General features: G+C 44.1%; 16 protein-coding genes and 4 tRNA genes. 1 reads left to right on the plus strand and 19 read right to left on the minus strand.

Going from position 1 to position 18,631, the window contains the following annotated elements; all coding sequences use genetic code 11:
- The 5 genes from P7M01_RS05755 to P7M01_RS05775 all read right to left on the minus strand — a co-directional run.
- Positions 1–217 (minus strand): GTP-binding protein (locus P7M01_RS05755; RefSeq protein ID WP_042611824.1); only part of this gene is annotated, 217 nt, incomplete at its 3' end.
- A gap of 104 nt (positions 218–321) precedes the next feature.
- Positions 322–397, minus strand: a tRNA-Thr gene (locus tag P7M01_RS05760).
- A 4-nt stretch (positions 398–401) separates the two neighbouring features.
- A tRNA-Gly gene (locus tag P7M01_RS05765) sits at positions 402–476 on the minus strand.
- Between the two features lie 36 nt (positions 477–512).
- Positions 513–597, minus strand: a tRNA-Tyr gene (locus P7M01_RS05770).
- Positions 598–623: 26 nt separating this feature from the next.
- Positions 624–699: transfer RNA gene (locus P7M01_RS05775), tRNA-Thr, on the minus strand.
- Positions 700–901: 202 nt separating this feature from the next.
- Here P7M01_RS05775 and coaA point away from each other — a divergent pair.
- Complete coding sequence (coaA, locus tag P7M01_RS05780; RefSeq protein ID WP_317483045.1) at positions 902–1,864, plus strand: type I pantothenate kinase; 963 nt, start codon at positions 902–904, stop codon at positions 1,862–1,864.
- 137 nt (positions 1,865–2,001) lie between these two features.
- On the opposite strand, the gene P7M01_RS05785 is transcribed toward coaA, so the two are convergent.
- The 14 genes from P7M01_RS05785 to P7M01_RS05850 all read right to left on the minus strand — a co-directional run bounded on the left by P7M01_RS05785 (position 2,002) and on the right by P7M01_RS05850 (position 18,532).
- The gene (locus P7M01_RS05785; protein WP_317483046.1) at positions 2,002–4,107 is read right to left on the minus strand and encodes a polysaccharide biosynthesis tyrosine autokinase; all 2,106 of its coding nucleotides are present in this window, start codon (positions 4,105–4,107) and stop codon (positions 2,002–2,004) included.
- Positions 4,108–4,290: 183 nt separating this feature from the next.
- On the minus strand, positions 4,291–5,457 hold the full coding sequence (locus P7M01_RS05790) for a polysaccharide export protein (RefSeq protein ID WP_202936317.1): 1,167 nt from the start codon (positions 5,455–5,457) through the stop codon (positions 4,291–4,293).
- 19 nt (positions 5,458–5,476) lie between these two features.
- Positions 5,477–7,402: a polysaccharide biosynthesis protein gene (locus tag P7M01_RS05795; RefSeq protein ID WP_317483047.1), complete on the minus strand. Its 1,926-nt coding sequence runs from the start codon at positions 7,400–7,402 to the stop codon at positions 5,477–5,479.
- A 14-nt stretch (positions 7,403–7,416) separates the two neighbouring features.
- Positions 7,417–8,598 (minus strand): DegT/DnrJ/EryC1/StrS family aminotransferase, encoded by a 1,182-nt coding sequence (locus tag P7M01_RS05800; protein ID WP_317483048.1) that lies wholly within the window; start codon positions 8,596–8,598, stop codon positions 7,417–7,419.
- A gap of 33 nt (positions 8,599–8,631) precedes the next feature.
- A complete protein-coding gene (locus P7M01_RS05805; protein WP_317483049.1) occupies positions 8,632–9,276 on the minus strand; it encodes an HAD family hydrolase in 645 nt (214 codons plus the stop codon).
- Complete coding sequence (locus P7M01_RS05810; RefSeq protein ID WP_317476060.1) at positions 9,266–10,231, minus strand: ATP-grasp domain-containing protein; 966 nt, start codon at positions 10,229–10,231, stop codon at positions 9,266–9,268. Before P7M01_RS05810 ends, P7M01_RS05805 begins: the two co-directional genes overlap by 11 nt.
- Positions 10,228–10,827, minus strand: a complete 600-nt coding sequence (locus P7M01_RS05815) for a sugar transferase (RefSeq protein ID WP_317476061.1) — start codon at positions 10,825–10,827, stop codon at positions 10,228–10,230. The genes P7M01_RS05810 and P7M01_RS05815 overlap by 4 nt, the downstream gene beginning before the upstream one ends.
- Entirely contained in the window at positions 10,821–11,849 is a 1,029-nt protein-coding gene (locus P7M01_RS05820; protein WP_317481188.1) for an O-antigen ligase family protein, read from the minus strand. The genes P7M01_RS05815 and P7M01_RS05820 overlap by 7 nt, the downstream gene beginning before the upstream one ends.
- Before the next feature lie 262 nt (positions 11,850–12,111).
- Entirely contained in the window at positions 12,112–13,293 is a 1,182-nt protein-coding gene (locus P7M01_RS05825; RefSeq protein ID WP_317483050.1) for a glycosyltransferase, read from the minus strand.
- The gene (locus P7M01_RS05830) at positions 13,283–14,590 is read right to left on the minus strand and encodes a flippase (RefSeq protein WP_317483051.1); all 1,308 of its coding nucleotides are present in this window, start codon (positions 14,588–14,590) and stop codon (positions 13,283–13,285) included. Before P7M01_RS05830 ends, P7M01_RS05825 begins: the two co-directional genes overlap by 11 nt.
- Before the next feature lie 4 nt (positions 14,591–14,594).
- On the minus strand, positions 14,595–15,752 hold the full coding sequence (locus P7M01_RS05835; protein ID WP_317483052.1) for a glycosyltransferase: 1,158 nt from the start codon (positions 15,750–15,752) through the stop codon (positions 14,595–14,597).
- Positions 15,752–16,855, minus strand: a complete 1,104-nt coding sequence (locus tag P7M01_RS05840) for a glycosyltransferase (protein ID WP_317483053.1) — start codon at positions 16,853–16,855, stop codon at positions 15,752–15,754. The genes P7M01_RS05835 and P7M01_RS05840 overlap by 1 nt, the downstream gene beginning before the upstream one ends.
- 11 nt (positions 16,856–16,866) lie before the next feature.
- Positions 16,867–17,943, minus strand: coding sequence for a DegT/DnrJ/EryC1/StrS family aminotransferase (locus tag P7M01_RS05845; protein WP_317477810.1), 1,077 nt, complete (start codon positions 17,941–17,943; stop codon positions 16,867–16,869).
- A gap of 13 nt (positions 17,944–17,956) precedes the next feature.
- Entirely contained in the window at positions 17,957–18,532 is a 576-nt protein-coding gene (locus tag P7M01_RS05850) for an acyltransferase (protein ID WP_202936329.1), read from the minus strand.
- Positions 18,533–18,631 lie beyond the last annotated feature (99 nt).

Here is an 18,631-nt window from a genome sequence, read left to right on the forward strand (position 1 = left end):
GCGTGTCGTATTCTACGTGTGAGGTATTGATGGTGATACCGCGCGCTTTTTCTTCCGGCGCGTTGTCGATTTGGTCGAATGCACGAGCCGCACCGCCGTAATGTTTCGCTAATACGGTAGTGATTGCTGCGGTTAAAGTTGTTTTACCGTGGTCAACGTGGCCGATTGTACCCACGTTTACGTGCGGTTTTGTACGTTCAAATTTTTCTTTAGACATTGAAAGTCCCTCTAAAAAACACGGTTACGATGGTACAATAACACCAAGTGAACCTAATGTAATTAATCAACGGTTTATTCTAAACGGATAGGTGAAAATAGGCGTGGTGCTGATAGGCGGATTTGAACCGCCGACCTCACCCTTACCAAGGGTGCGCTCTACCAACTGAGCTATATCAGCGTACTGGAGCGGGCAGCGGGAATCGAACCCGCATCATTAGCTTGGAAGGCTAAGGTAATAGCCATTATACGATGCCCGCAGTCCTAAATTCATCTGTCCCATCAAATCTTGTGAGTGGTGGAGGGAGAAGGATTCGAACCTTCGAAGGCTGAGCCAACAGATTTACAGTCTGCCCCCTTTGGCCGCTCGGGAACCCCTCCACACGAGATTGATCTTGTTTATGAGATGGTGCCGACTATCGGAATCGAACTGATGACCTACTGATTACAAGTCAGTTGCTCTACCTACTGAGCTAAGTCGGCGTCATAAGCAAGTGAGGCGTATTATAGGGAAAAATTTACCTCTGACAAGTGTTTTTTTGTAAAAAATCAATATTTTTTAATTATCCGCTTAAATTCCACACAAAAATGCAAAAAACTGCGTTTTTTTGACCGCACTTTATAAAATTCTCTGTGCACAAACCGTTTATAAGGTATATTCTTAACAAAATTTCCCATTAAATGAATGCAGAAAATCGTGAATACATTAAATCATACGGAAACTTCCGCGCAAATTGTCAGCCCGTTTCTTACCTTTAACCGTTCGCAATGGGCAGAATTACGCAAATCCGTTCCCTTAACTTTGACCGAACAGGATTTAAAACCCTTGCTCGGTATTAATGAAGAGTTATCGCTGGATGAAGTCAGCACCATTTATTTACCGCTTGTGCGTCTGATTAATTATTATATTGAAGAAAACCTCCGCCGCCAGACCGTACTCAACCGTTTTCTGGGCGGGCAACATCCCAAAGTTCCTTACATTATCAGCATTGCCGGCAGCGTCGCGGTGGGAAAAAGCACATCCGCGCGTATTCTGCAGTCCTTGCTGTCGAACTGGCCGCTGGCGCGCAAAGTGGATTTGATCACCACCGACGGTTTCCTCTATCCGCTAGCCGTTTTGCAGGAAAAAAATCTGTTGCAGAAGAAAGGTTTTCCGGTTTCTTACGACACGCCGAAACTGATTCAGTTTCTGGCCGACGTCAAATCCGGCAAACCTAACGTAAAAGCGCCGATTTATTCGCATTTGACCTATGACATCGTCCCGAATCAATTTAACCTGGTGGATCAACCGGATATTCTTATTCTGGAAGGCTTAAACGTATTGCAAACCGGTAACAAAGCGAAAACTTTCGTATCGGATTTCGTGGATTTTTCCATTTACGTGGACGCCGATGAAGCGCTATTGCAGGAATGGTATATTCGCCGTTTTTTGAAATTCCGCCAAAGTGCGTTCAGCAATCCGCATTCCTACTTTAAACATTACGCCACCTTGTCCGAATCGCAAGCCGTGACCACCGCGGCCCATATTTGGGATACCATAAACGGGCTGAATTTAAGGCAGAATATTTTGCCGACCCGGGAACGGGCGAACCTGATTCTGCACAAAGGCGCCGACCACGCGGTGCAGGAAGTGAAACTGCGAAAATAAAAAACTATCGAAAAATCGCCCGCACTTTTCCGATGTTCACAGTAAAAGTGCGGGCAAAATTTTGCGAGTTTTTGCCGGTTCGGTTGACTGGATGTCTGTAAAATGCCGCTTGAAGCGATTCAAACGGCATGTTCGGTTTAAGCGTTCGGGAAATAATCGTCTTTATTGACGGCTCGGGCTTTGACGGCATTTAAGACGAATCCGTCGACCTTCACGCCGGCATTGGCGAATCGTTCCCGACTGGCTTCGATTTCATGCACCGTAGTTTGTTCGAAACGCCCGATTAACAGCGTGACATCCGCATGTTGTCCCACAATCGCGGCATCCGTGACACTCAGAATCGGTGGTGCGGTGACGATCACGGCATCGTAATGCTGCGCCGCCCAATCCAGTAATTGTTGCCAACGCGACGAAGACAGCAATTCGGACGGCGTGGCGGTCACGCTTCCGCAAGGAATCGCGTCAAAATGCGCACCGACATTTTTTACGCCTTGTTCAAAAGGTAAATTTTCCGTCAGCAGTTCGGTCACGCCCGGACGGTTTTCCACGCCCAAGGCGTAATGTAAGCGACTGCTGCGCAGATCCGCATCGATTAACAACAGTCTTTTATCCGCCTTGGCCAGTAAATTGGCAAGATTAGACGAAACGAAATGTCTGCCGACGCCTTTCGATACGCCGGAAAGCAAGACGATCCGGTTATTCGCTTCGGACAGCATGTGGTTTAAGCTGGTTCTTAAGCTTCTTAAGCTTTCTATTGAAGCATCGTCCGGCTGACGTTCCGATAATAAACCGCCGCCCGCCTGGTTGCCGCCTCTGACTCGGGATAACGCCGATTGTCTCTTGGAAAACGGTACGTTCGCGTAAGTCACCAGACCGATATCAGAAACTTCGGATACGGTAAGAATGCCCTTTTGCAAAATGGATCTTAACAGCACGGCACCGCTACCGAACATGAAACCGATAATGGCCGTTAACACAAAAATAATCAATTTGCGCGGCGCTACCGGTTTCGGCAAGGTTTGCGCTTGATCCAAAATGCGCACATTTCCGACCGCACCGGCTTTAACTACGTCCAATTCCTGAATTTTGTTGGATAATTGAGTATAAATCTGTTGGTCGACTTCAAAATTACGGGTCAAACGAACCGTATCTTTTTGAGTTTCGGGTAACGATTCAAGCTGTTTGGTTAAACGGGCTTTTTCGTTCAGCAAAACTTTACGTTGTTCCAACAGCGCGACATAATTCGGATGGCGTTTGGTAAAACGTTGAGAAATATCGCTTTCTTTGATGGTTAACGCATTGAGATCCGCATCTAACTGCACCAACGCGTCCAACACCGATTTCGCTTCCAACCCTAAATCAATAGAGGCTTTCTTCTGGCGGTATTCGTTCAGTGCATTTTCGGATTTGGTCAATCTGTCGCGCACTTCCGGTAAACGTTTTTCTAAAAAGGCCAGGCTGTTACTTGCCTCCGCCGAATTGCGCGCGGTGCTGTGTTCTAAATAACTTTGAGTAATGCTTTGCAGCACGTTTTGAATGTATTCCGGATCTTCACCTTTCAAAGTTAATTCCACTACGCCGGTTTGTTTACCTTTTTCTTCCGCCGTAACCGCTTGTTGCAGCTGCTCCACCAATTCAAGAACGTCGGATTTTTCCAGTTTCTTCAGGCTAAAACGTTGTCCTGACGCCCCTTTCAGTTGGGTAACCTGAATTTCAATGTCCTTATTATCGTATTTTTCGCCGACAACGCCGCTTAATACGGTTTGATCCTGTTCGTCCACGACGGCATATTCATTTTCGTTAGAACCGATAATTAAGGTATATTCCTGCGATGCATCTTGTTTCGGCACAAAACGGGTAACGGTGATTTCCGATTTATCGCCTGTCAGCTTTTCAATGGCTTTACTGAAAAAAGGAATCGAATAGACGGGAGAAACTTCCGTCGTTAAATTCAAATCCTCCACCGCTTTTAACATAATCGCTCTGGATTTAATCACGGCAATCTCGGTGCCGGCCGTGGATTCCTGTTCGAAAATACTGGAAATCCCTTGCAAAGCCCCGCCCGTATATTTTTCCTCTACCTGCACGGAAGCCGTCGCCATGTAAATCGAGGGCGCCAATAATGAATAAATCAGCCCCAGCCCCGCACATAACAACGTAGAGAAAAGAATGATTCGTTTTTGATCCCAGAATAAACTCAGCAGTTTAGTCAGATCGATAACATCATTTTGTTTTTTACTCATTATGATAAAACCCTTAATAATAAAATCTGTTGTTCAACTTCCAGCATGTCAATTTGCAATACCTGAAGAAAAACCGCCAACGGGCAATATATCGTCCGATGAAGGTTCTCCAGGAGGAGAACCTCAGATATTTCCCTTAATGACCAATTAAAGCGGTCAAAAATTTATGCGCTTACGCGGTGTTTAAGGCCACGTTCTGATTCGTAATGCGCCTTCGGTTAAGTCGTTAAATCCGCTGATAGTCGGTACGACTTGAGAAATCACGCGGTTCCAACGGGAAACCGGTGCGGTCGTCACGTAAACTACGTCATGCGGTTGCAGATAGAATTCCGTACCTAAAATATAAGCCGTCGGATTGGTAACGTCTAACTGATAGATATTGGCGACTTTTTCGATTTTTTCACCATTGCTATCCTGAACGAGCTCATGTTTACCCCGCTGACCCCGGATAACGAAAATCCCCGTTGCGTCGGAAGACAATTTGTCGATACCGCCGCTCGCACTCAGCGCTTCCGTTAAGGTCATGCCGTTACGCCCGATGGTAAGAAGCTGTGATTGCACCACTTCTCCCACCACAAAAATCTTCATGGTATCGTTACGCGGTACATGCACAATATCACCGTTTTTCAACAAACGATTCTGCGTTAAATCGCCGCGCTGAATTAACGCCTCCACTGAAATCACTTCATCCCGTCCGTTTCTGGTCAGCGTCACATTATGCCAGTTGGCGTTATCCGCCAACCCGCCGGCCTTATTGATTGCATCTAACAAAGTCAGCGGCACATTGGTGATAAATTGCTGACCCGGCGACTTAACCTCGCCCGTTACATAAGCTTTTTGTGACTGGAATGATGCGACATTCACCTCAACCTGAGGCTCGGCGATATAATTGGATAACGCTTTGGTTAAACGACCGCGGATCTGATCTACGGTTAATCCCGCAACTTTTATGTTGCCGGCATAAGGATAAAACATTGTTCCGTTCGCATGAACCTGGTTACCGGCCTCCGCCGATGAACGATAAGAACCCGCCGGCGTAGTTAATTCCGGGTGATCCCATACGGTAACATTCAGTACATCGCCGACACCCACACGATATTGATAATCTCTCAGTTCTTTATCCAGATTCAGATTAGACTGTGCCGAAGCGTTCATCGGCTTCAGCGTTTTCAATAACTGCGGCGTAATGAGATAAGCATCAATCGCTTTGGCTAAATCGACATTTTCACCGACAATCTGTGCGGGTCTTTGCGAAATAGGCGATTTATGGCTATCCGGCAAAAATACGGAACAGGATGACAAAGATAAACCCAGTCCGGTTACAAGTAGAGATTTAATTAATTTATTCATATTTAATCTGTAATAAAAGTTAATCGTCCGAATGTTGTTTGTTCCAAACAAAATCCGCAAGTTCACTGACAGGATGATATCCCGTCGGCGCGTTTAACAATAAATGGCGAACCCGTTCGCAATCGTTATGATTGCAAGCGTCTTCAAGTTGTTTAATCAGCTCTTTCAGTTTATCCGGCGGCAAAAAATCTTCCTTCGCCGTCATAATCCGTTCGTGATAAGTCTGTTCAACATTATCGCCGCCGATAAGCAACTCTTCATAAAGTTTTTCACCCGGTCTTAATCCGGTAAAACGAATTTCAATATCACCATCCGGATTACTTTCGTCCTTTATGGTTAATCCTGAAAGTTTAACCAGATTTCGTGCTAAATCGACGATTTTAACCGGTTCACCCATATCAAGGATAAACACGTCACCGCCTTTCGCCATAGCGCCCGCCTGAATGACTAATTGTGCCGCTTCAGGGATTGTCATAAAGTAACGGATAATTCTTTTATCCGTGACGGTTATAGGCCCACCATGCGCAATTTGTTTTTTGAACAACGGAATAACGGAACCCGATGACCCCAATACATTACCAAAACGAACCATAGAAAATAAAGTATGATGCGTCTTTCCTTGTTCTTGGGCAAGCGCTTGCAGACAAAGTTCGGCAATTCGCTTCGTCGTTCCCATGACATTTGTCGGCCGTACCGCTTTATCCGTAGAAATCAATACAAAGGAATCCACGTTCGCTTCAATCGCGGCTTTCGCCGTATTATAGGTTCCGAAGATATTATTCTGTACGCCTTCAACCACATTATATTCGACCATCGGCACATGCTTGTAAGCCGCCGCATGATACAATGTTTCAACATTGAACGCTTTCATGATTTCAACCAGTCGCTGCTTATTTTGTACATTACCCAGTAATGGCAAAATTTTCGTTTCAGGCAGCGATTCTTCTCGGATAATATTTCTTAAATCCTGCTCAATGGCATAAAGTGCATATTCCGAAATTTCGAATAACAACAATGTATTAGGTTGATTACGGATAATTTGACGGCACAATTCGGAACCGATGGAACCGCCCGCTCCCGTAACCATAACGACTTTACCTTGAATATTCTTGCTGAACAATTCCGGCACCGGATCCACCGGTTCTCGTCCCAGCAAATCCACAATATCCACTTCTTTAATATCCGAAATATTGATTTGCCCGTCTACCAGCTTAGTCAGGCTCGGCAATTCCATAATCCGTCGATGAGATTGAGACAAAAATTCCACAATCTCGTTTTTTCTAGCCCGGCTAATCGAAGGCAACGCAATTAAAATCTCATCGATCTCATAACGCTCCAACGCATCCAATGCCGCTTTTGCAGAATAGATCTTTAATCCGCCGACTCGTCTGTTTCTCAGATTTTTATCGTCGTCAATAAAAAATAACGGTAAATGCTCATCGGAGCGCAACAGAGTTTGTACAACTTGTTGCCCGCCGATACCCGCACCATAAATGGCAATGCGCTTACTGGTCACCCGCGGATTTAAAATATATCTTACGGTTAAGCGAATCGCACTACGGCTGAGCCACACCCATAAAAACATCATAAACCCGAACATGAAAGCGACCGATGCCGGAATAAAGACATCCGAAAAATGCCCTAACAACAGCAATCCGATCACCGTCATAATGGTGGCGATAAACAATCTGACAATCAGCGTTTCGTTAAATGTCCGGATAACAAAATGGTACACACTGCACACAAAAAGGCAGGCCACGGCAAATAACGAAATCCAAAACTCACCCAAATAGAGATTTGGCACCAAATCCGCAGAAAGATCTAATAAACGCAAGGCATAACACACCCACAACAAGATCGGAAAAACCAAGAAGTCCAACAACATAAGACCGCAGAGTTTAATCCATCTTGATGCAATCACTAAGCTTGCAATAAAAGACTTCATAATAATCCGCTACCTTATTTGTTTTCCGATAATGCCTTAATAACCCGAGTTATTGCCGCACAAGTTTTATTCAGACTTTCTTCGCTCAGCGTCGGATGAACTAAAAACATTAAGCTGGTTTCACCCAACAATTTCGCATTTTGCAAACGCTGAACCGGACGCCACGGCGTATTATCAAAAGCCTTTTCCAGATACACTTCGGAACAGGAACCGCTGTAGCAAGGCACACCCTGCTCGTTAATTTCCTGCATAATCCGATCTCTCGACCAACCTTCCGGCAAGGCTTGCGGATTAACCTGCACATAACATTTATACGCCGCATGCACATAATCCTGACCAGGTCTGTGTACGGAGAAATAAGGACTGCCGTCGAAAGCATTCAGAATACGTTCCATATTGCTAATGCGCGTTGCCGTCCAATCCGCCATACGGGTCAACTGAATACGACCGATGACCGCTTGCATTTCCATCATTCGCCAGTTGGTACCGAATGAATTATGCAGCCAGCGGAAGCCTGACGGGTGCTGTTTGTTGTAAACCGTATCGAAATCTTTACCGTGATCTTTATAAGACCACATTTTATTCCACAACGCTTTATCGTTGGTGGTCACCATACCGCCTTCGCCGCCTGTCGTCATAATCTTATCCTGACAGAACGACCACGCCCCGATATGACCGATAGACCCCGCCGATCTGCCTTTATACATAGCGCCGTGCGCCTGCGCGCAGTCTTCAATCACATAAATGCCTTTTTCTTTCGCCAACGCCATAATCGGATCCATATCACACATCCAGCCGGCTAAATGCACACAAATAATCGCTTTGGTATTCGGCGTTAAAACGGCTTCAATGGTACGACGGGAAATCACCTGAGAATCCGGCTCGACGTCCGCAAACACCGGATTGGCGCCGGCGGTTACGATTGAACTGGCGGAAGCTAAAAAAGTACGGGAAGTTACGATAACGTCATCACCGGCGCCGATGTCCAACGCTTTCAAAGCCAGATCCAGCGCAACAGTGCCGTTAGTCAGGGCAATGGCATATTCTGTCCCCACGTAAGCGGCAAATTCTTTTTCAAATTCTCGGCATTCGGTGCCCGTCCAGTAATTTACCCGGTTTGATAACAGTACGCGGGAAACGGCGTCGGCCTCTTCTTGAGTAAAAGACGGCCACGGTTCAAAAGCGGTATTCAACATAATAAACCCCTTAATGATTAAGCAATAATAAAATTAAAAATCTAAAATCGTCGGTAAATCCGACCAATCCGACATATAAAAGTGCGGGAGAAATTCGTGAAGAATTTCAAAATCCTGTTTATGGATATTCGTCCCGCGATCCCTTAAACAAATAGTTTTCCAGCCTAATTTATTCGGCGTGACAAAATCTTTTTTAGGATTATCTCCTATATAAATGTAATGTTCGCATTGCAATGCGTCCTGAACCAGCCGGTAATTGTTGATACTGGGTTTTTCACTGCCGATTTCCTCCGAAATCACCATGAAATCCAGCAATGGTTCCAATCCCAACGCTTTCACTTTATTCCGTTGCGTCACGGAGCGGCCGTCCGTGATTAAGGCAAACCGATAATCCGCCTTCAGCCGGTTTAGTTGTTCCTCCACATGCGGAAAAAGCCTAATCTGCGGAATATGAAATCGGTACCAATCCAGCAAAGTTGCCAAATCGACGTCATATTGTTTCACCAAATACTGAAAGGCGTTCTCTCCGCGGTGATACAGTTCGACCAGTCGATTAAATAACACTTCGCCCTGTTCCGGCGCCAAACGAAACGCAATATGCTGATAAGCGGAATACAGAAAATCGATTTCCGCATACAGCGTATCGTCCAAATCTAAAACCAGCGCCTTATTTTTCATAATGATGCGCCAGGATTTCCGCGTCATAACGCAGCATTAATAAATCCGCTTCCCAATCGTCGAAGGCGGGAATCGGTTGATTAAACAAATATTCCTGAATCAACCAGCGCGGATAATTGGCGCCCGCCAGATAACTCAACGGATAACCGCCGCCGAAACGCGGATTAATTTCAATTCCCAGAATTTCGGCGCTAGATTTGTGATAAAACACCTGCACCGTCAAACAACCGCGCGCGCCCGGCAAACGAGACAATTTTTCCGATAACTGAGTGACGATGGCGTTTTTCTTGGTCACGCCTTTATTGATTTCGCCCGCCCGCACAAAAATTCGCTTTCTCGGCACCGCACTTTTCAGCACGGAATGTTTGTCAAAATAACAATCTACGGTGTATTCGTCGTATTCCGCCGGCGAAATATACTGCATAAACATGAGTTCGGGATTTTCCAGCTGCTCCGGTGAAATATCCTCCGGTTTTTCCGCCACAAAAATCCCTTTGCTCAAACTGCCGTTATAAGGTTTCACAAAAACCGGATATTCAAACCGACCTTTCTCAAATTGTTTAGGCACGGCAATACCCTGTTCAACAAACAATTGGTTGGTTAATCGTTTATCGCGACATTTTCTGACAAATTCCGCATCACTGACGGAAATAAAAATGCCTTTATCCTTAAACTGCTGCAAGTGTTCGCTTAAAACCAATAATTCCGTATCAATGGTCGGAACAATTAATTTCACGTTATTTGCTTCGCAAATTTCAAGTAATGTCGGGATATAACCGGCATCCGTCACCCGAGGCACCCGGAAACGGTCGTCCGCCACATAACAGGCCGGCGCCAGTTCGGGATTTAAATCCACGGTCAACACTTTTCCGCCGCTCACTAATTGCGATAATTCTTTTTTAAACGCCTGAACGAGAGAAACCCGTTGTCCGGCTGAGGTAACAAGAATGTTCATGATTTTTTATTCCCTTCAAATTTAGGCATAGTGGCGTCATTTGCCGCGTTAATATCGTCTTTCGCAATCACTTTTTGAATGGTTTTCGCGATGATTTTCAAATCTAACCAGAATGATTGGTTTTCCACATACCAGGCATCCAATTCAAATTTTTGTTCCCAACTGATGGCGTTACGCCCGTTCACCTGAGCATAGCCGGTAATGCCCGGTTTCACGTCGTGGCGTTTAGCTTGCCGTTCGTTATAAAGCGGTAAATATTCCATCAGTAACGGGCGAGGCCCTACCAGACTCATATCGCCTTTTAACACGTTCCAGAGCTCCGGTAATTCGTCCAGACTGGTGGCGCGAAGCATTTTACCAAACGGCGTTAAGCGTTCCGCATCCGGTAAAATATTGCCGTTATGATCCACGCCGTCTTTCATGGTTCTGAACTTAATCATCTCAAACGGTTTACCATGCAAGCCCGGACGGATCTGCTTAAACAAAACCGGCGAACCCAAATTCCGTTTTACCTTATAAGCCACGAATAAATATACGGGTGAAAGCAAAACTAAGGCTGTCAGCGCAATAACAATATCGAAAAAACGTTTTACCATGAAGAACTCCTACTGCCGACCGATTTCGAGCTGGCGAAAGTACCGTTTTTAGCCAGAACGGCATAAACTAAAACCAGGAAAAGCGGATACCAGACTAACGGCAATCTCAAAATGGAAGACGGCACCCAAACGATCCAACAGAAATTAATAAAAATAAATAAAATAAATATGCGTTCTTTCCAGGCTAATAAATAATCGGTTAATACGTAATAAATAGCATTCAATATAAAATATAAAAATGATAAGAATGCAAAAATACCGAAAGCCAAATAAATCTCAATAAAGAAACTATGCGGATTGGTATAACCCAACGGAAAACTTAACTTTATTCGGTCGAAATACTGAATGTAATCCCGCGGACCGTAACCCAACCAAAGAATTTTGAAATTATCTAAAAACGCGGTATAAATTTCTGTCCGATAACCGACGGACTTATCATCCGCCATAGAAAATATAACTAATGAAAAACGTTCTATCGGACGCTCTAGCCAATCAATTTTGGCAAGTAAAATAAATAACTCCTGCAACCAGGAAAGATTAAATATAAATAATACGACTACACAGGCGAAAAACAGATATACCGCCTTAAAATAGACCGATGCATTTAAAAATAATATTAACATCAGCATAATCAGATAACTCAGTAATACCGACCGGGACGCACTAACTACCACCGCCAGACCGATAATCAACAACAACGCATATCCGGTTAATTTCCATTTCCAATTGTTTTCTCGGATGATATAAAAAAATCCTATTAACGCGGCAAGTGAAATCATAATCACAGCCTGGTCATTAGTATTAAAGAAAAATCCTTTAAACGCATTATCGGTTACCGTTAATTCGTCATTACCCGACACCAACTGAAAACCCAGCAAAGCCTCAATAAAAAATCCTGCCAAAATAATTAACGACATTCCCAATAACAAACGTCGGATACCCGCTTCGCCATCATTCCGATTAAATGCCAAAAAAGAATAATGAAATAAGAAAATCACAATACCGAAAAAGAACGAATCCACCGCTTTATCCGTTGAAAACGAATTTAATAATGAAATTCCCACAAAGAAAAACAGCGCATATAACGGAAATATCAGTTTTAAAAAGTCCTTTTCTATCTCTCTAAAAAAGAGAGTTATAAAAGATAAGAAAAAAAATACGAAACTCAGCGCACTATCCAATCGAGGTAAGCCTAACAGATTAGATAATGCGGGCGAAAATATGACCAATCCCAATGCAAAAAATAATAACAGCTTAAAAGTACTGATAACGCTAATATTCATATCAAATAATATTTTTGATTAATTTCTCAATTTCTTTATAAGAACGTTCACGTAAGAATTTCTCTTTCGCAAGCGATAAATTAACTTGAGACATATTGTTTAAAACCGTTCTGTCTTCCGCCAATTTATTTAATTCGGCGGCCAATTCCCGATAATTCCCCGCCGCATATTGAATGCCACCGCCTTGCGCCAGCAGTTTTTCCACTTCCGGATGTTTCTGACAGCTTAAAATCGGCAATCCACAGCAAATATAATCGGATAATTTATTAGTAATACTGCCTTCCGACGAAGCTTTAATAGCATTCAGCGCCACATCGGAATCCGCCAGCATTCGCATGGCTTCGTTATAAGGATGAACGCCTAAAAACGCCACATGACCGCCCAATTGGCGGTTCAGCGCCTGCAGGGAAGCTTCATGCGGACCGGTGCCGATAAATTGAATGTTCACCTTCTCGCTGCACAACGGCGCGGCTTTCACCACGGTCTCCAAATCATAACTGCCCGCCATGGTGCCTAAATAAGTGGCAATCAATTTACCCGTTGTTTTTTTATCCTCCGATTTGGCGAATAAAAAATCTCCGCCAATATAGACCGCACTTTTCAGCGTATCCGGCAAATGATTCACATCCGCCCGGCGCAAATAAGTTTCCGAAACTGCCACTAACGCATCCGCATAGCCGTATGTTTTATCGGCATAGCGCGTAATCGGCTTCATCAGCATTTTGCCGATTGGCGTAGAAAAAAACGCAATGGGCCCGGCAATAGCTTCCGGCCAAACATCCTGCACATCAATAACCAATTTAAAATTTTTACTTTGCTTATATTTGCCTAAAATATAATTTGTTCTAATTAACGGATAAGCGGAATAAACCACATCGATTTTTCGCTCATAATTTTTTAAAAAGGTTTCAAAATGACGGCAAAACGCATGGTGGCTGATTAAGCGGCGAATACTGACATTTTTGGCGTATCCCGGTTCATCCAATAAAACCACACTCACATTATCCAAGTGCGGTACGTTTTCGCGATGTTTTTTTAAGAAATGACAATATTTACTGGTCACCAATGTCACGTCAAATTCCGTCGATAACATTTTGGCAAGATAAATAAATCGGTTCATTCCCATTTCATGAGGAAACGTGACATAAGGCGCAACAATCATAATGTGCTTTTTATCTTGCATTTCTTAATCCTTTTATAAAACTTACCATCATGCCGAAATCCGAAGGCTTCGGAACGATATGCCAAAACGCCCGACTTTGTGTCACTCGGTTAAAAGCAATCAATCGCAACACTAAATCCATGGTGTAGGCAAGCGTCGTCGCAATAGAGGCTCCGATTAATCCCCATAACGGCACAAGGCATAAACTCAATACCGTATTAATCCCGAACACCCAGTAAGAATTTTTCAGATTTAATTCGGCAAATCCCCGGGCGGCAAGATCGTTAGCTAAAATTCTTGACGGTGTCCAGGCCAAAATTCCCGGCAATAACAGCAATATTACGGACACCGCTTTCTCATATTCCGCACCGAATAAAATTCTTACGATAAGGGAAGACAAACAAGCAAATGCGATACCGATAACCAGCGTGACAATAAAGGTCAGTCTGGCGCTGTCTAATGTGAGTTTTGCGACTTCTCTGTCGTCACCGCCTTCCCCTAATTTATTGGATAATCGGGGGAGCAATACCGTACTGACCGCCTGAGAAGGCAACCACAATTTTTCCGCCAGCTGCATCCCGACCGAATAAATACCCACCACTACCGGCGTAGTGAAATAACCTAAAATCAACAATGAAAACCGATAATTCAACAAAGTAATAATGTTACTTAAATGAGATTTCAGTCCGTAACCGATAAAGTCGAAAAAAAAGCGTTTCAGCGAATAAGTTTCCACCTTGATTAATTTCAGGATAATTCGCAGTAAAATAAAGAAACTTATCCAATGGCTTAATACATAGGCGGTTAAAATAGAACTCACATCGTTTGAAAACAGAATCGCCACCATTGAAATCAGAAAAATGACTAACGGCTGAGCAACACAAACAATATTGAACCATTTAAAGTTCTGCACCGCCTGAATTAAAGAAGGCAATACGGTAAAAAATGTCTGCGGCAACAAAGAAGCCAAGGATAAATACAATAAACTCACCGGCACTTCATTAAAAAAATACTGCCCGAAATAATGCACCACGATACCTAACGCCAAACCGGTCACTATCGATAAACCGGATAAGAAAATCAAATTGGCATACAACGCCTGGTTTTCATTAACCATTTTCCGCCCGATGGCGTAAATATTGATACTCTGTAAACCAAAAGTAATGATTTGGGAAAATAACGTCGGCAACAAAATGGCTAACGTATATTGCCCCATTTGCTCGGTACCCAATCCTCTGGCAATTACAATTAATGTAATAACCTGCAGAATACCGACTAAAATCTGTCTGACAAAAACCGTCGATATTAATCTCACCATAACGTTACTTTTTATCTAAAATATCCCGATAAATATTTGTCAGTTTATTGACAAACGGCTTTTTGGAATAGGCATCGATACAGCGCCGCCGGATTTGCTCGTTATCAAATTTTTCCTGATTGGCAAGAAATTCCAAAATACCTTTCGCCAGTTCCTTTTCATCACCCGCTTTGACAAATAAACCGTCACCTTCCGTTAAAATGGATTCGGGTCCGCCACACAATGTAGATACCACCGGTGTACCTTGTGACAAAGCTTCGATAACCACCACGCCGAAAGTCTCGATATAACTGGAAAGAACAAAACCCAGACTTTCTTTCATTAATTGGCAAACTTCCCCGCGGGAAAGCGCCCCCAGTAAAGTTACGTTATTTTCCAGACCTAAAGTTTTGATTAGCATTTCCAGTTTGGCCCGTTCGGGACCCTCTCCGCCAATCATGAGCTTTAATTGCGGATATTCTTCCACAACGTTGGCAAAGGCTTTGATTAATACATCAAATCCTTTCTTTGCATGTAAAAATGCGACGGCGCACAGCTGATATTTTCGCGCCGATAAATTCATCGAACTTTCGACAAACAAATCATCCAGCAAATTAGGAAAAACCGTCCATTCTTTACCGTTTAATTTCTGTTTTAACAGATCCGCCAGGCTTTTACTGACAGCCAATAATTTGCTTGCCGCCGCTTCGGAGCGTTTCAAATACGGCCATTCCCAGTCTTTCACCAATCCCCGTCCGAAAACCGAACTGTGCTCGGTAACACAGTAAGGAATTTGATATTTTTTATGGATTTCCAGTGCCAAAGGCCCCGCATGTAATAAACTATGCACATGCAAAATATCCGGCATGCCTTGTTCTTTAACATAACGTTCGAATAATGCCAATCCGGCTTTCACCCAACGCTTTAAATCCAAGTAAGGAATCTTAGGAAACCAGAATACGCCATGTTGAAAATACGTGCTAATATTGCCGTCCTGCCAGAATTCTTGATCATAACGACCCAGAACCGCATTTTTACCTAACCGTAATGATCTAAACTGCGGCGCAATCACACCGACTTTCACACCGGAATCAGCGAGAACATTAGCTTGTTCTCGAAAAAATGCGCCGTTCAGATCATCTTTATGTAAAGGGTACCAAGACGGCAATATCAGAATATGCATTACAATTCCTTATATAATTTCAACAATTTTTGTGCATATTTTTTCGGATCGCATTCGCGAATAATCAAATCATACGCATTATTCACATAAGATTCGGTTGCCGTTTTATCGTCAATCGTCCGGCAAACCGCTTCCGCCATAGCGGCGATATCGCGCGGCTCAATCAGATGTCCCGTACTACCGTTTATCACGATTTCTTCAATGCCCGCAGCTCTAAAGGCACAAACCGGCACTTTCATAATCATCGCCTCGACAATGGAATTGGATAAGCCTGCACCGCTGTCACCGTCAACAACCAGCGGACTGACAAACACATCGACACCGTCCATAAAATCAGTCACATCCGATACATTGCCCGCAAACTTCACCTGTTGCTCAATCCCTAAATCTCCGGCAATCTTTTCCAAGACCCCGCGATGCGGGCCATCACCGCCAATAACAAATTCAAACTGACGTTCCGGGTGATAAGTTAAACAATATTTCGCGAAATCCAGAAATAACTCAACGCTGCGCCCTTCCCGCAAAGCGGATAAAGTACCAATCACAAACCGCGACTTTTCCAAGGACTTCATCGGCTTGCTGGTCGGAATTAAACGATATGCATTGTAAATATAAGAAGTTTGCACCTCCGGATAACCGTAGCGAATCAGCTTTTGTTGTTCAAGCTTACAATTTCCCAGCCCTCTCACGCCCATTTTGACAAAAAACGGTACGACTTTTTGATAAGTCTCATGATCCAAACCGCGCGATGTCCAGAAAATCTTCACTTGTTTATTTTTGAAGAATTTCTTCGCCAACCAAATAAACAACAACGGACGCGCCATTTGGGCATGAATCACATCAATTTGCTTATCATTCACCGTTTTCACCAACTGATAAACATAATTAAGTAGTTTCAGCGGATTCTTGGTATGACAATCCGCATTAATTTGTTGAATACCCAATTTGTTGATGGTATCAAACAGCGGTCCGGTTTTACCGAAAACCGTCACCGACTCCACGAGCGGATTCAATTCGGTGGCGGCAATCAGAGTAGCGATCTCCGTTCCGCCGATATGCCCCATATCGCTCACCAGCAATACGCGTAATTTAGCCTGGCCCATGGCGAAAAATCCTATACTAAACTTTGCACAATCTTTTGCTGTTCTTCCGATGTGAGATACGGATGCATCGGCAAACTCATCACACGTTCGGCAATTAAATCTCCCACCGGTAAATTGATACGGCTATCCGCTACCGCCGGTTGTTTATTTAACGGAATCGGATAATGAACTGCGGTCGGAATTCCCAACGTTTTTAGTTTTTCCTGTACCTCGGCACGATTATCCACTTGGATGGTGTACTGCGCCCAGGCGCTTTGGTTATGCGCTTCAATAAACGGCGTGCTGTTGATGCCGGCTTGATTAAACAAACGGGTATAGTTTTCCGCCACCCGTTGACGGGCTGAAATTTCATCGTCCAGGATCGCCAGTTTTGGCAACAAAATCGCCGCCTGTAAGGTGTCTAAACGGCTGTTTACGCCCACGCGGATATGATGATAACGACGATCCTGACCGTGTCTTGCCACCTGACGAATCACTTTTGCCAATTCATCATCGTTAGTAAAAATTGCACCGCCGTCGCCATAACAGCCTAAAGGTTTGCTTGGGAAAAAGCTGGTACAGGCAATAGTGGTTAAATTGCAACTTTTACGATTTTTATAGCTCGCGCCGAAACTTTGTGCGGCATCTTCAATGACCGGTAAGTTATATTTCTGTGCCACGGCATTTACCGCATCAAAATCCGCACATTGTCCGTACAAACTCACGGGAATAATGGCTTTAGTACGCGGTGTGATTGCCGCTTCCAGTTTCGCCGCGTCAATATTGTAGGTTTTCGGATCCACATCCACATAAACCGGTTTTGCGCCTAATAAAGCGACGGTTTCCGCCGTAGCGATATAAGTAAATCCCGGGGTAATCACTTCATCACCGGCGCCGATGCCCAACGCCATTTGCGCAATTTGTAACGCATCCGTGCCGTTAGCGCAGCTGATACAATATTTTGCGCCGACATAAGCCGCCAGCTTTTCTTCCAATTCCGCGACTTCCGGACCTAAAATATATTTACCGTGCGCCAACACTTTCTGAATACCCGCGTCAATTTGCGCTTTAATTCTTTGCTGCTGAGCATTTAAATCAATGAATTCCATCTTCTTTACCTGCTTATAATTTCTTCAACACATGACCGTCCAAACGGTAAACCTCTCCCGTGTGCGGACACCGGGCTTCGGCTTGTCCCGACAACGGCAAATCCAATTGTTCGCCGTATTCGCTCATCCAACCGATTTGTTTGGCCGGCACGCCCACCATTAAGGCATAATCCGGCACATCCCGATTAATCACCGCACCTGCGCCGATAAAGGCGTAAGCGCCGATCGTCACGCCGCATACAATGGTGGAATTGGCGCCCAAAGTCGCGCCTTTTTTTACCAAAGTATCTTTATATTCGCTTTTCCGCTCAATCAACGAACGCGGGTTGTACACATTGGTAAAAACCATGCTCGGACCGCAAAAAACCCCTTCTTCCAAATATACATTGTCGTATACGGAAACGTTATTCTGAATTTTGCAACGATCGCCGATACGGACTTTATTGCCCACAAACACATTTTGTCCCAGCGACACCTCTTTACCGATTTTGGCGCCGCCGCATACGTGGGCGAAATGCCAAACTCTTGAGCCGTCACCGATCTCGGCACCCTCGTCAACGATTGCCGACGGATGTTGATAATAGTTCATAATGTTGGTTTCCCGTTGAATAGTTGAATGGATATCGCTTCGCGTTTTATACAAAATTCTTAAAGATTAAATGCAATCCTCGAATGGGCTATGTATAAA

This window comes from Exercitatus varius (assembly GCF_029577735.1).
Taxonomy (GTDB): Bacteria; Pseudomonadota; Gammaproteobacteria; order Enterobacterales; family Pasteurellaceae; genus Exercitatus; species Exercitatus varius.